We start from the raw sequence: 13,683 nt of genomic DNA on the forward strand, positions 1-13,683 counted from the left end.
AATATGGGAGAAACAGGAATTAAACCAATAGTAATAGAGGAAATATGTGACTTTGCCAGAAAATATCATATAAAAAAAGTAATTTTGTTTGGTTCAAGGGCAAGAGGAAATTTTAAAGAAAAAAGTGATATAGACTTGGCAGTGCAAGGGGGGGATTTTATTCGTTTTATGTTGGATGTAAATGAGGAAACGAGCACTCTCCTGAGTTTTGATATTATTAATTTGGACGAAGAAATACAGAGCGAATTAAGAGAATCTATTAAAAAAGAAGGGAAAATAGTATATGAAGAAGTTTGAGCATTTTAAATCAAATCTGAAAGTGCTTATTACAGCAGAAAATGAAGACTTATCTAATGAATTTATTATAGGGGGAATTATTGATAAATTTTTTGTGCAATTTGAATTGGGATGGAAAGTATTGAAGGAATTGTTAAGTTATGAAGGGCAATCCATCTCTGCAACGGGTTCTCCCAAAATGATTTTAAAAACAGCATTTACGATTTTTAATTTCATTGATGAGGATATTTGGCTTGGGATGTTGAAAGATAGAAATGATTTGACACATATTTATGATGAATTGGCAGCAAGAAGATTAGTTGGAATTATTTTAAAAGACTATATTCCGGCATTTGTAAAGATGCAGAAGGGGATTGAAGAGTATTACGGTACTGAGTTAAAAAATATATAAAGCGAATGTATTTTTTCAAGAATTTTGTTATACTCCTGTTGGCAAATGTAGTGGCGGAGTGAACAGTAAACTTGACATTGGAAGATGTGAGTGCTACACTAAGAAAAATAAAAACATAGGGGAGCTTGTATTGGCAGGCTGAGAGGAAGTAATCAACTTCGACCCTTTAACCTGATGCGGATAATGCCGCCGTAGGAAATCATAACTGCTGATTTTTTCGGAGATACCGTATTAGGTATTTCCGTTTTTTACTGTATAGAAAACTTTGTTTCTATATACAATCAAAACGGAAAAATATGATGAGGAAAGGAAGCAGAAAAGATGAAGAGAGAACAGACAAAAAAATTATGTATGGCAGGAATTTTATGTGCCGTGGCCGTGGTTGGAAGTACACTGTCCGTGCCGGTATTTGGGAGCAAATGTGCCCCTGTACAGCATATGGTAAATGTGCTCTGCGCGGTATTATTAGGACCTGGATACGGAGTCGGAGTTGCATTTTGTGCAAGTTTGATTCGTAACTTATTAGCGCTTGGAAGTATTTTAGCATTTCCGGGAAGCATGTTTGGGGCGCTGCTCTGTGGAGTTGTGTACTGGAAGAGTAAGAATTTATTATTGACGCTGCTTGGAGAGGTATTTGGAACAGCGGTCCTTGGAGGACTCTGTGCATATCCGTTGGCAGTTCTTGTCATGGGTGTGTCAGCAGGCGAAGTTGCATTTTATGCATATGTACTTCCGTTTTTTGTATCTACAGCAGGGGGAGCAATATTGGCGGGCATTCTGATCGAGATGCTGAAAAAAGCCGGAGTGCTCCGTATGGCAGCTAAAAAATAGGGAGAATGGAAACATGTTAGAATTAATGTCAGATCAGGTGAGAAAACATGCACCTTTGATACATAATATGACAAACCGGGTGTCGATCAATGACTGTGCGAACATTCTGCTCGCCTGCGGAGCATCTCCGATTATGGCAGAAGCAATCGAGGAAGTGGAAGAGATCACGGCAATGTGTGATGGGCTTGTCTTGAATATGGGGATGCCGGGCAGACAGAAGATAGAGGCAATGAAAAAAGCCGGAAAGCGGGCAAATGCACTTCATATTCCGGTTGTCTTGGATCCGGTTGGAGTCGGTGCATCAGCATTTCGAAGAGAAGCAGTATCCGAGCTGTTAAAAGAAGTCAGATTTACTGTCATTCGTGGAAACTTCTCAGAGATTCGGACGTTGATGTGTGGAGTGTGTGGCACAAGAGGGGTAGATGCAGAGCCTACAGATCTGATGGGGGAGAAGAATCTGTATCAGAACGTAAAAACGGTAACTGCATTTGCAGAAAAGAGTGGTGCGATTGTGGTGGCAACGGGAAAGAACGACATTGTATCGGATGGAAGAAAAGCATATTGGATTCAAAACGGACATTCAATGATGCAAACAGTTACCGGAGTAGGATGTCAGCTCTCAGCGCTGGCTGCGGCGTATGTGGCTGCGAATCCGAAGCATACACTGGAGGCGGTGACAGCGGCGGTCAGTGCAATTGGAGTTTGTGGAGAGTTGGCGTATGAACGCATGAGTGATCTGGATGGAAATGCATCTTATCGTAATTACCTGATTGATGCAGTTTATCGGTTGGATGGAAAGAAGCTTGAGTGCTTGGCTCGAGTAGAAAAAGTAAATGAAAATGGAGAGAAAAGTAATGAGATGTAGACCGGAGATGATGCGGTTATATGCGGTGACAGACCGTGCATGGACAAAGAAAAAGTCCTTGATCGAGCAGGTGGAGGCGGCGATTTGCGGAGGTGCAACCTGCATACAGCTGCGGGAGAAAAACCTTGATGAGGAAGCATTTTTGCGGGAGGCGATGGAGATGAAAAAGCTGTGTGAGACCTATCAGGTTCCGCTGATTATCAATGATCATGTGGAGATTGCAAAACAATGCAAAGCAGCAGGAGTGCATTTGGGACAAAAAGATATGGAAGCGGGAAGAGCAAGGGAGATACTTGGACCAAAAATGATTCTTGGAGTGTCAGCAAGAACGGTGGAACAGGCGGTACAGGCAGAGCTCGCCGGAGCAGATTATCTCGGCGTGGGAGCCGTATTTCAAACGAGTACCAAGACTGATGCAAAAGAAATTTCCCATGTGATATTGAAGGAGATCTGTGAGAGTGTGAACATTCCGGTTGTCGCAATCGGCGGCATCGGAAAACAGAATATAGAAGCGCTTGCAGGCAGCGGCATCGCAGGAGTGGCGCTCGTGTCGGCCGTTTTTGCAGCGGAAGATATTGAGCAGGAGTGTCGGGGACTATTAAAACAAATAGAAAGAATCGTGTGAGGTGAAGAGAGAATGAAAACAGCATTGACAATTGCGGGAAGTGATTCCAGTGGAGGAGCCGGTATTCAGGCGGATTTGAAGACGATGATCATGAACGGTGTATTTGGAATGAGTGCGATAACTGCATTGACAGCTCAGAATACAACCAAAGTGACAGGAATCATGGAAGTGCCGCCAGAGTTTTTGGAAAAGCAGATTCAGGCGGTATTTGAAGATATTCGACCGGATGCGGTGAAGATCGGCATGGTTGCAAGCAGTAAACTAATCAGTACGATTGCAGGCTGCCTGAAAAAATATGGGGCAGACAATATCGTTGTGGATCCGGTTATGGTTGCGACGAGCGGTTCTAAGTTGTTAAAAAATGATGCGGTTCATACGTTGGAGTGTGAATTGCTGCCATTAGCGACACTTGTTACACCAAATATTCCGGAGGCAGAGATTTTAGCGGATATGAAGATCACAACTCGGGAAGATATGATTGTGGCAGCTAAAAAAATCGGTGACAGATATCGCTGCTCGGTATTGCTGAAAGGGGGACATAATTTAAACGATGCAAGCGATCTTTTCTATAGGGAAGGAGTTGTTCGGTGGTTCGAGGGAAAGAGGATTGAGAATCCGAATACACACGGAACGGGTTGTACGTTATCCAGTGCGATTGCCTCCAATCTTGCGAAAGGATTTTCGCTGGAGACATCGATACAAAGAGCAAAGGAGTATATTTCCGGTGCGCTGAAGGCGATGCTTGATCTGGGAAAAGGGAGTGGTCCGATGAACCATGGATTTGATTTACAAGGAAAATTTGTGAAGGAGGAAAATTAAGATGTACCATACACAGATGGAAGCAGCAAGAAAAGGAATTATCACAAAAGAGATGAAAATTGTTGCGAAAAAGGAGTTTCGGACAGAGGAGGAAATACGTGATCTCGTTGCAAAAGGACAGGTGGCAATCTGTGCTAACAAACGACATACTTGTCTTGACCCAAACGGAGTAGGTTCTGCGCTTCGTACAAAGATCAATGTCAATCTTGGCGTGTCAAAAGACTGCAAGGATTATGACGTAGAGATGGAAAAAGTGATGGCGGCGGTTAATATGGGAGCTGAGGCGATCATGGATCTGTCTTCTCATGGAGACACACAGCCATTTCGAAGAAAACTTACTAGTGAATGTCCGGCGATGATTGGAACGGTTCCGGTTTATGACAGTGTCATTCACTATCAGAGAGATCTTTCAACATTGAGCGCAAAAGATTTTATCGATGTCATCCGGCTTCATGCGCAGGACGGTGTGGATTTTGTGACACTTCATTGTGGAATTACGAGAAAGACGATTGAGCAGATTAAAAAGCATAAAAGGAAAATGAATATTGTTTCGCGTGGAGGTTCTCTTGTGTTTGCATGGATGAGTATGACCGGAGAAGAAAATCCATTTTACGAATATTATGATGAAATTCTGGAAATCTGCAGGGAGTATGATGTGACAATCTCGCTTGGAGATGCTTGTCGTCCGGGATGCCTTGCAGATGCAAGTGATGTTTGCCAGATCGAGGAGCTGGTTCGTCTTGGAGAGTTGACGAAACGTGCGTGGGAAAAAGACGTTCAGGTGATGGTGGAAGGACCGGGACATATGCCGCTTGATCAAATTGAGGCGAACATGAAGCTGCAGCAGACAATTTGTATGGGGGCGCCATTTTATGTACTGGGACCGCTTGTGACAGATATCGCGCCTGGATATGACCATATCACTTCCGCGATCGGCGGCGCGATTGCTGCCTCAGCGGGGGCGGCGTTCCTTTGTTATGTCACGCCGGCTGAACATTTGGCTCTTCCGAATGTGGAAGATGTCAAACAGGGGATCATAGCCTCCAAGATTGCAGCTCATGCGGCGGACATTGCAAAGCATATTCCGCATGCAAGAGATTTGGACGATCAGATGGCAGATGCAAGAAGAACATTCGACTGGGAGAAACAGTGGGAGTGTGCAATTGATCCTGAGACGGCAAAGCGCATTCGCGATGAGAGAAAGCTGGAAATTGAGGAGAGCTGCTCGATGTGTGGGAAATTCTGCGCAGTCAGAAGTATGAATAAAGCGCTGAATGGAGAGCATATTGACATTTTGTAGTTCGGTATTGATTTGGAAAATGAACATCTTTAAACTTCATTTAAGGTTGACATATTATATTTTTGCTATCATGAAACAAAAGAGGAGGAATGAGTGATGCGTTTATTGCTTGCAGAGGATGAAAAACCATTATCAAAGGCACTTACAGCAATTTTAGAAAGAAATAATTATTCCGTAGATGCGGTCTATGACGGTGAGGAGGCTTTGGAATATCTGGATGCAGACAATTACGATGGTGTGATTTTGGATATTATGATGCCGAAAGTAGATGGCATTACGGTATTAAAGACGATTCGAAATCGTGGGAATCTGATTCCGGTCCTACTATTGACGGCAAAGTCAGAGGTTGATGATAAGGTGGCGGGGCTGGATGCCGGAGCAAATGATTACCTGGCGAAACCTTTTCATTCGAAAGAATTGCTTGCGCGGATCAGGGCGATGACAAGAACCCAGACAGCACAGGCAGATTCCAAGCTTCAGATTGGAAATGTCACGCTAGACCGAGCGACTTTTGAGCTTTCCACACCGGCGGGAAGCTTTCGGCTGGCGAATAAAGAGTTTCAAATGCTGGAATTGATGATGAGCAATCCGAGTCACTTGATTTCCGCGGAACGGTTTATGGAGAAAATCTGGGGATATGACAGTGAAGCGGAGGTGAATGTAGTATGGGTCTATATTTCTTATCTGAGAAAGAAACTGACTGCACTGCATGCCAATATTCAGATTAAGGCAACAAGAAATGTGGGATATTCTTTGGAGGAAGTCAAATGATAAAGAAACTGCGTATGAAATTGATCATTGCATCTATGATCTCATTGTTGGCAGTATTGCTGATTATAGAAGGAATTGCGGGAGCATTGAACTACAATAGAATTGTTGCGGATGCGGATCAGACGTTGGAGATTTTAGAAGAAAATAACGGAAAATTTCCGGATGTTCCACCGCCTGAGAAACCGAGTGAAAAAAAGAAAGAGGGCAGAATGTCATCTGAGCTTCCATATGAATCCAGATATTTTTCGGTACTGCTTGACAGTGAAGGGGAAGTGATCGCGACAGATACAGGAAAGATTGCCAGAATTGATACCTCTGATGCGATAGAGTATGCAAAAAAAGCCTTAAAGAGTGGAAAAGAACGAGGATTTTTAGAAGGCTATCGATATATTGTAGTGAATTCTGATTTCGAAGTGAGAGTGATTTTTCTGGATTGCAGCAGAAATCTTTCTACGTTTCAGAATTTTATTGTCACAGTAGTTGTGGTCTCCACCGCTGGTCTTTTGGCAGTGTTTATCTTGATGGTATTTCTGTCGGCACGGATTGTAAAGCCATTTTCGGAAAACTATGAAAAGCAGAAACGTTTTATCACAGATGCCGGACACGAGTTGAAGACACCGCTCACGATCATAGATGCGGATGCGGAAGTGTTGGAGATGGATTTTGGAGAAAATGAGTGGCTAAGTGATATCCAAAGCCAGACAAGACGCCTTGCAGACCTAACAAATAACCTGATTTTGTTATCGAGAATGGAAGAGGAGCGGACGAAAGAATTGATGGTGGATTTTCCGTTGTCGGATGTAGCGGAAGAGACTGTCGGGACATTTCAGGCGCTGGCAAAGACACAAAATAAGGTGTTGGAGAGTAATATCACACCAATGATTGCAATGAAAGGAGATGAGAAGGCTATCCGACGCCTGATCACCATTCTTTTGGACAACGCGGTGAAATACGCAAAGGAGAATGGACGTATATCGGTGACATTGGAAAAGCAGAAAAAACGGATTCGTTTGTCCGTATTTAACACGACAGAACAGATTTCCAAAGAGCATATGGAGCATTTGTTTGATCGATTCTATCGAACAGACAGGTCAAGAAATTCTGAGACAGGAGGATATGGACTGGGACTTTCCATTGCAGCCGCTACAGTGGAAGCACATAGAGGGAAGATTACAGCGACAACGGAAGATGAAAAATCATTGCTGATCACAGTTATATTTCCGATTTCATAAAACGAGGGTTTGTTTGCAAAAATGCAGACAGGCTCTTTTTTTGTATGTAAAAGTATTTTAAAAAAGAAGTTAAATATTTTTAAGTTTGTTTAAGGTTCGTTGCGTATAGTATGTTTAACGAAATGAGAGAGGAGTAATGATTATGGCTTATCAAGCGACTTTTAAACGTTATGAATTAAAATATCTGCTGACACGGCAGGAAAAGCAAAATGTACTGAAAAGTATGGCAGAGCATATGAAGCTGGATGATTATGGGCGAACAACTATACGAAATATTTATTTCGATACAGACACATACCGGCTCATTCGTCATTCTTTGGAAAAACCGGTTTATAAAGAAAAATTACGTGTTCGCAGCTATCAGCCGGCAGGACCGGACGATCCGGTGTTTGTAGAATTAAAGAAGAAATATAAATCGGTTGTCTACAAACGAAGATTGGTATTGCCGGAGGCACAGGTGATGAAGTGCTTTGAACACGGAAAACCACTTCCGATTCATTCACAGATCGGGGAGGAGATTGCATATTTTTGGGATTATTATGAAACGCTTCATCCGACCGTATTTCTTACCTATGAAAGGGAAGCGTACTATGCGTTGGATGGAAGCGATTTTCGAGTGACATTTGATGAAAATATCCTTTATCGGGAGGAAGATATTTCACTTGGAAGTAAGATATATGGCACACCGATATTAGGAGAGAATCAGACACTGATGGAGATTAAGACATCGGGTGGGATACCACTTTGGATGAGCGAGACACTTACCAAAAATACATTATTTAAAACATCTTTTTCGAAATACGGAACTGCATATCAGCAGATGATGGATGAAAAAGTACAGAGAGGAGTTCAATATGCTTAATAATATGTTTCAGGGGATTTTTGATACGGAGATGACAACGGTGATTGCGGTGCCGGATTTCTTGCTTTGTGTAGGATGTGCGCTGGTGATTGGATTGATTTTGGCAGGAGCCTATATGTATGGGACACGATATACAAAGAGTTTTGTTGCAACACTTGCGGTACTGCCGGCGATTGTCTGTGTTGTCATCATGATGGTAAATGGAAATGTCGGAGCCGGAGTTGCGGTGGCAGGGGCATTCAGTCTGGTTCGTTTCCGGTCGGTACCGGGATCTGCAAAAGAAATCGGAGCTATTTTCCTTGCAATGGGAACCGGTCTGGTAGCAGGGATGGGATATCTTGGATATGCATTTCTCGTTGCAGTGATTTTAGGAGGAGTGACCTTACTATATAATAAGGTGGATTTTGGAGCAGGGAAAAAAGCTGCATTATATAAGACATTACATATTACGATTCCGGAAAATTTGGACTACACAGGTGTATTTGACAAAATCTTAAAACAATATACAAAAACGTATGAGGTGGTGCAGGTAAAGACAACCAACATGGGAAGTTTGTTTAAGCTTACCTATAATATTACATTAAAAAATGCGGAGGAAGAAAAGGCATTGATTGACGCACTTCGGTGCAGAAATGGAAACCTTGAGATTTCCGTATCGAAACAGGAGACAATTATTGGTGAACTATAGGAGGGATGCATATGAAAAGAAAGGTAGTATTGGCATTTTTACTGACTGGAGCACTGGTTCTTTCCGGATGCAGCAAGACAAATAGCAGCAACGAAACATCATCTAGCAGTACGAGCACGGATTCATCAGCACAAGGCATCGATGTCTCAAACATGTTCTCAGACAGAGATAAAGAGAGTGGATATGATGAAGAAAACAGTACAGTGATCAAACTTTCCGATGATAGTACGACATGTGATTCCGATGCGGTCCAGATATCCGGAAACACAGTGACGATCATCGACGAGGGCACTTATATTCTTTCAGGAACGCTGACCGATGGTATGGTGATCGTAGATGCGGAAGATACCGATAAAGTCCAGCTTGTGTTAAATGGAGTGGATATTACAAGTGCAGAATCTGCAGCTATTTATGTCCGTGAGGCAGATAAGGTGTTTATCACGACGGCGAGTGATTCTAAAAATACACTCACGAATGGAGGTACATACACTGCAATTGACGACAACAATATCGACGCTGCGATTTTTTCAAAATCAGATCTGACGTTAAACGGCGCCGGTTCTCTGACAATTACAGCAAAGGCGGGACACGGTGTCGTGTCAAAGGATGACCTTGTACTTACCAGCGGAACATATCAGATTGACGCGGCATCACATGGACTATCCGGAAAAGACAGTGTCCGCATCGCCAGCGGAAGTTATACAATTGTATCCGGAAAAGATGGAATTCATGCGGAAAATGCAGATGACACCAGCCTTGGATTTGTCTATCTGGCAGACGGAACGTTTGATATCACATCTGACGGGGATGGAATCAGCGCAGGAAACTGGCTTCAGGCAGATGGTGGTGTCTACACGGTCAAAGCAGGAGGCGGCAGCGAAAATGTCCAGAAAAGTGACGGAGAATGGCAGTTTGGACCCGGACAGCAGACAGAGAGTACCGATACGACAGAGGAAGATACTGTCAGCATGAAAGCAATCAAGGCGGCAGGAGAATTGATTCTGAAAGGCGGAAAGTATTCTTTGGACAGCGCAGATGACACGATTCATTCCAATGCAAATGTCACAATCAGTGATGGGGAATTTACACTTGCTTCCGGTGATGACGGAATTCATGCAGATTCAGCGACAACCATTTCTGGAGGAACTATTGATATTACAGAAAGTTATGAGGGAATTGAAGGACTCAGCATTGATATTACAGGCGGTGATATTACTGTGACGGCAAGTGATGATGGATTGAATGCGGCAGGCGGCAATGACAGCAGTGGATTTGAAGGGCCTGGAGGAGATCAGTTTGCGGCAGAAGATGGTGCGTATATTCAAATATCCGGAGGTACGCTAAAAGTAAATGCCAGTGGTGATGGAATTGATTCTAATGGGGACATTACCGTTTCAGGCGGTGAAACTTATGTGTCAGGTCCGACAAATGATGGAAACAGTGCGTTGGATTACAACGGAACAGGAACAGTCACAGGAGGAATCTTTATTGCTGCCGGTTCATCCGGAATGGCGGAGAATTTCGGAGATTCTTCTACACAGGGAGTCATGATGGTCACAGTGGATTCTCAGGCAGCAGGAAGTGCGGTTTCTCTTTCGGACAGCAGCGGAAATGAACTTGTGTCATGGACTCCGGACAAAGAATACACTTCTGTTATCATCAGCTGTCCGGAAATTACAACAGGACAGGAGTATACGTTGACAACAGGAAGCGATACGACACAGATCACGATGGACAGTATTGTTTATGGTTCAGGAAGCGGAATGGGCGGAAATCCAGGAAATGGCGGAGGCCCGGGAAACGGTGGAGATATGGGACAGAAACCAGATGACGGCAATGGAATGGGCAAAGGCCCGGGAGATGGCGGAAACATGGGAACGCCTCCGGAAAAGAGTTAACAATTATAATAAAGAAGGAAGGTGATAGAAATGCAAAACAGACGAGTTGCTTTGATACCGGCTTATCAGCCAAATTCGGATATGGCACAGCTGGTGCAGGAGATCAAAGATACGGGATTTCAAATTGTTGTGGTAGACGATGGAAGTTCACCCGAAAAGGAGGAAGTGTTTCGAATGGCTGCGAAAAATGCAGTCATTCTCAAACATAATGAAAACCGGGGAAAAGGACGGGCATTGAAGACCGGACTGGATTATATTTATTCGAAGTTTTCGGCAGACTGTGTTGTAGTTACAGTAGATGCAGATGGTCAACACAAGCCAAATGATGTGGAAAGAGTCTGCAAAGAAGCAGAAAATCATGCAGGCTGTTTGATACTTGGAAGCAGAAAAATGAAAGGCGATATTCCACTGCGGTGCAGATTCGGCAACACAGTGACTCGTCTGGTCTATCAGCTTTTTACAAAAATTCGGGTATATGACACACAGACAGGACTTCGAGCTTTTGAAGGAGCACTGATTCCAAAGTTTTTGGGAATCGTGGGAGAACGCTATGAATATGAAATGAATGTGCTGTTAGAATGCTCAGGATGCCATATTCCAATCAAAGAGGTCTCGATTGAGACAGTGTATTTAGATAATAATTCGTCTTCCCATTTTGATACACTAAAAGATTCTTATCGCATCTACAAGGAAATTCTGAAATTCTCAGCGGCGTCGTTTGGAAGCTTTTTGATTGATTACGGAATGTACAGCCTGTTGACTGCGATAACAGCGACCGGATTTGCAAATGGTGGTGCGGTAGCCTTTTCAAACATAGGGGCAAGAATAGTAAGCGCAGTATTTAATTATATGGTTAATCGCAATATGGTGTTTCAAAGCAAAGAAAATCCGGTAAAATCGGCGCTGAAGTATTTTACACTTGCAGTTGGGATTCTGGTCGGAAACACAATTATGCTGGAGATAGTGGTCAATGCAATCGGAATGAACCATTATGTCGGTAAACTGTGTACCGAATTTATATTTTTCTTTGCAAGCTGGTTTATACAAAGTCATTTTATCTTTCAAAAGAAGGAGGAATAGTATGCATCGATTCAAAAAACATTGGTGGGGAATGATTAGCAGTGTCATTTTGATTGCATTTACCGGATATATGCTCATGGATACATTTCTGCTTACAAAAGTCTATGTCGTTGCCAATGATAAAAAGGAAAACAAAAGTGATAATGATACGGAAAATGAGCAGCAGGAGGCTGTTTCGACAGGGACAACGTACAGTGACGACAACATACAGATTACGCTGTCAGAATATCGGGAAAATGACACCACCGTTTATGTGGCAGATGTTGTGCTCTCCTCACCGGAATATTTGCAGACAGCATTCGCGCAGAGCAGTTATGGGCGAAATGTGACAGAGAAAACATCTGAGATGGCGCAAGATGCGGGCGCGATTTTGGCAATCAACGGAGACTATTATGGAGCACAGGAGAAAGGATATGTGATCCGTGATGGCGTATTGTATCGGGATACGGCAAAAACAGACCAGCAAGATCTGGTAATCTATGAAGATGGGACAATGAAAATTATCTCGGAAGATGAGGTGACGGCAGAAGAATTGCTGGAAGAAGGGGCGAAGGAAGTACTTTCTTTTGGTCCGGCGCTGATCACAGATGGCGAGATTGCAGTGACGGAGTCGGATGAAGTCGGAAAAGCGATGGCGAGCAATCCGAGGACTGCAATTGGAATGATTGATGATTTACATTATGTGTTTGTAGTTTCAGATGGGCGAACAGAAGAAAGTGAGGGATTGTCACTTTTAGAACTGGCACAATTTATGGATTCCCTTGGGGTAAAAACAGCTTATAATCTGGATGGCGGCGGATCTTCCACAATGTACTTTAACGGGGAGGTCATCAATCAACCGACCACAAATGGGAAAAGTATTCAGGAGAGGAGCGTGAGTGACATTGTCTACATCGGCTATTAAAACAGGATTACAATATTTTACGGCAGCTCTGTTGTGCGCTCTGTTTGGAGCGGTCTATGAATTGTTCAGTCACAGTGTATTTTCCTATTATATGTTATACGCATTCATGATTCCTCTGGCGGGCGGAGCATTGTTATTTTTCCTGATGGGGTATTTTCAGTGGAAGATTCCCGGGAAAGTTTCTCGAAGCCTATGGCAGTTTGGAATTGCAGCATTGACTGTTGGCTGTCTGCTGCAGGGTGTTTTGGAAATCTACGGCACGACCAACCGGCTTATGATTGTTTATTGGGTGACAGGAGGAGCATTTCTTATCGGAGGAGCAGCTGCATATTTTACAGGCAGCAGACGGTGTATGGAATAACGGATAAAAAGGAGTGGTATTTTGACCTTAGAAGAATATTATGGTGAAAAACTGCAGATGCTGCGAAACGGGCAGCAATATCTGTCAGATATGATTGCGCAATATCCGGTGGAAAAGACGGCGGACGGGATTCAGCCGATTCTTTATATAAATTCTCGAATCAAAGCGCCGGAAAGCCTGACACTAAAATTGCAGAAAAAAGGACTGCAGGAGGATTGTGATACGGCGCTCACAAAGATACATGATCTTATCGGAATTCGGGTGATCTGTTCTTTCGGGGAAGAGGTATATCGGGTTGCAGAATGGATTTCCAACAGAGATCATGTGGAAGTGATAGAACGTAAAGATTATATTGCCTATCCGAAACCGAATGGTTACCGAAGTCTTCATTTGATTGTAAAGTTTACAGAAAAAGGAATGGAACAGATTACCGCCGAGATACAGCTTCGGACAATTGCCCATGATTTTTGGGCTGTGCTGGAGCACCAGATGAAGTATAAAAAAAGTGTAGAGCATGAGACTGTAATCAAAAGTGAGTTGAAACGATGCGCAGATGAAATCGCATCACTTGACGTGTCCATGCAGACCATTCGGGAGCTTTTACGGGAGTGGGAAAGTCACAAATAATTTTTTGCACTAATTATTTTTTATGCAGTTGCTATAAATGGATATACCTCTGGACTATGCAAATGTTGAAAGAAATGGTAAACTAGGGAGTGTTGATCAAGTGAGCTAATTACATAAAGACTTTATTTTAGG

16 protein-coding genes and 1 riboswitch are annotated in these 13,683 nt (G+C 43.1%); all 16 genes read left to right on the forward strand.

The window, feature by feature from the left end; translation table 11 throughout:
• Nucleotides 1-3 precede the first annotated feature (3 nt).
• The 16 genes from ACTQXY_RS06230 to ACTQXY_RS06305 all read left to right on the forward strand — a co-directional run bounded on the left by ACTQXY_RS06230 (nucleotide 4) and on the right by ACTQXY_RS06305 (nucleotide 13,551).
• Nucleotides 4-297, forward strand: coding sequence for a nucleotidyltransferase domain-containing protein (locus ACTQXY_RS06230; RefSeq protein ID WP_441658768.1), 294 nt, complete (start codon nucleotides 4-6; stop codon nucleotides 295-297).
• Nucleotides 284-688, forward strand: a complete 405-nt coding sequence (locus ACTQXY_RS06235; protein ID WP_441658769.1) for an HI0074 family nucleotidyltransferase substrate-binding subunit — start codon at nucleotides 284-286, stop codon at nucleotides 686-688. The genes ACTQXY_RS06230 and ACTQXY_RS06235 overlap by 14 nt, the downstream gene beginning before the upstream one ends.
• Nucleotides 689-795: 107 nt before the next feature.
• Nucleotides 796-903, forward strand: a riboswitch (TPP riboswitch).
• Nucleotides 904-1,009: 106 nt separating this feature from the next.
• The gene (gene thiW / locus ACTQXY_RS06240) at nucleotides 1,010-1,519 is read left to right on the forward strand and encodes an energy coupling factor transporter S component ThiW (RefSeq protein ID WP_441658770.1); all 510 of its coding nucleotides are present in this window, start codon (nucleotides 1,010-1,012) and stop codon (nucleotides 1,517-1,519) included.
• Nucleotides 1,520-1,532: 13 nt separating this feature from the next.
• Nucleotides 1,533-2,384 carry a hydroxyethylthiazole kinase gene (gene thiM / locus ACTQXY_RS06245; protein ID WP_441658771.1) on the forward strand — a complete coding sequence of 284 codons (852 nt, stop codon included), beginning with the start codon at nucleotides 1,533-1,535 and terminating at the stop codon, nucleotides 2,382-2,384.
• Entirely contained in the window at nucleotides 2,374-3,009 is a 636-nt protein-coding gene (thiE, locus tag ACTQXY_RS06250; protein ID WP_441658772.1) for a thiamine phosphate synthase, read from the forward strand. Before thiM ends, thiE begins: the two co-directional genes overlap by 11 nt.
• 12 nt (nucleotides 3,010-3,021) lie before the next feature.
• Nucleotides 3,022-3,828 carry a bifunctional hydroxymethylpyrimidine kinase/phosphomethylpyrimidine kinase gene (gene thiD / locus ACTQXY_RS06255; protein ID WP_441658773.1) on the forward strand — a complete coding sequence of 269 codons (807 nt, stop codon included), beginning with the start codon at nucleotides 3,022-3,024 and terminating at the stop codon, nucleotides 3,826-3,828.
• Between the two features lies 1 nt (nucleotide 3,829).
• Nucleotides 3,830-5,128 carry a phosphomethylpyrimidine synthase ThiC gene (gene thiC, locus ACTQXY_RS06260; RefSeq protein ID WP_441658774.1) on the forward strand — a complete coding sequence of 433 codons (1,299 nt, stop codon included), beginning with the start codon at nucleotides 3,830-3,832 and terminating at the stop codon, nucleotides 5,126-5,128.
• A 96-nt stretch (nucleotides 5,129-5,224) separates the two neighbouring features.
• Complete coding sequence (locus ACTQXY_RS06265) at nucleotides 5,225-5,899, forward strand: response regulator transcription factor (RefSeq protein ID WP_144166990.1); 675 nt, start codon at nucleotides 5,225-5,227, stop codon at nucleotides 5,897-5,899.
• Nucleotides 5,896-7,131 (forward strand): ATP-binding protein, encoded by a 1,236-nt coding sequence (locus tag ACTQXY_RS06270; RefSeq protein WP_441658775.1) that lies wholly within the window; start codon nucleotides 5,896-5,898, stop codon nucleotides 7,129-7,131. Before ACTQXY_RS06265 ends, ACTQXY_RS06270 begins: the two co-directional genes overlap by 4 nt.
• A 142-nt stretch (nucleotides 7,132-7,273) precedes the next feature.
• Nucleotides 7,274-7,993: a polyphosphate polymerase domain-containing protein gene (locus ACTQXY_RS06275; RefSeq protein ID WP_147611711.1), complete on the forward strand. Its 720-nt coding sequence runs from the start codon at nucleotides 7,274-7,276 to the stop codon at nucleotides 7,991-7,993.
• Nucleotides 7,986-8,681, forward strand: a complete 696-nt coding sequence (locus ACTQXY_RS06280) for a DUF4956 domain-containing protein (RefSeq protein WP_441658776.1) — start codon at nucleotides 7,986-7,988, stop codon at nucleotides 8,679-8,681. The genes ACTQXY_RS06275 and ACTQXY_RS06280 overlap by 8 nt, the downstream gene beginning before the upstream one ends.
• Before the next feature lie 11 nt (nucleotides 8,682-8,692).
• Nucleotides 8,693-10,579 (forward strand): carbohydrate-binding domain-containing protein, encoded by a 1,887-nt coding sequence (locus ACTQXY_RS06285; protein WP_441658777.1) that lies wholly within the window; start codon nucleotides 8,693-8,695, stop codon nucleotides 10,577-10,579.
• A 30-nt stretch (nucleotides 10,580-10,609) separates the two neighbouring features.
• A complete protein-coding gene (locus ACTQXY_RS06290; protein ID WP_441658778.1) occupies nucleotides 10,610-11,659 on the forward strand; it encodes a glycosyltransferase in 1,050 nt (349 codons plus the stop codon).
• A gap of 1 nt (nucleotide 11,660) precedes the next feature.
• The gene (locus ACTQXY_RS06295) at nucleotides 11,661-12,563 is read left to right on the forward strand and encodes a phosphodiester glycosidase family protein (RefSeq protein ID WP_441658779.1); all 903 of its coding nucleotides are present in this window, start codon (nucleotides 11,661-11,663) and stop codon (nucleotides 12,561-12,563) included.
• Complete coding sequence (locus ACTQXY_RS06300; RefSeq protein WP_173691589.1) at nucleotides 12,538-12,924, forward strand: hypothetical protein; 387 nt, start codon at nucleotides 12,538-12,540, stop codon at nucleotides 12,922-12,924. Before ACTQXY_RS06295 ends, ACTQXY_RS06300 begins: the two co-directional genes overlap by 26 nt.
• A 21-nt stretch (nucleotides 12,925-12,945) precedes the next feature.
• Nucleotides 12,946-13,551, forward strand: coding sequence for a RelA/SpoT-related domain-containing protein (locus tag ACTQXY_RS06305; protein WP_441658780.1), 606 nt, complete (start codon nucleotides 12,946-12,948; stop codon nucleotides 13,549-13,551).
• The last annotated feature ends 132 nt before the right edge of the window (nucleotides 13,552-13,683 follow it).

It is taken from the genome of Faecalimonas sp. LCP19S3_D12 (genome assembly GCF_052121495.1).
Taxonomy (GTDB): domain Bacteria; phylum Bacillota; class Clostridia; order Lachnospirales; family Lachnospiraceae; genus Faecalimonas.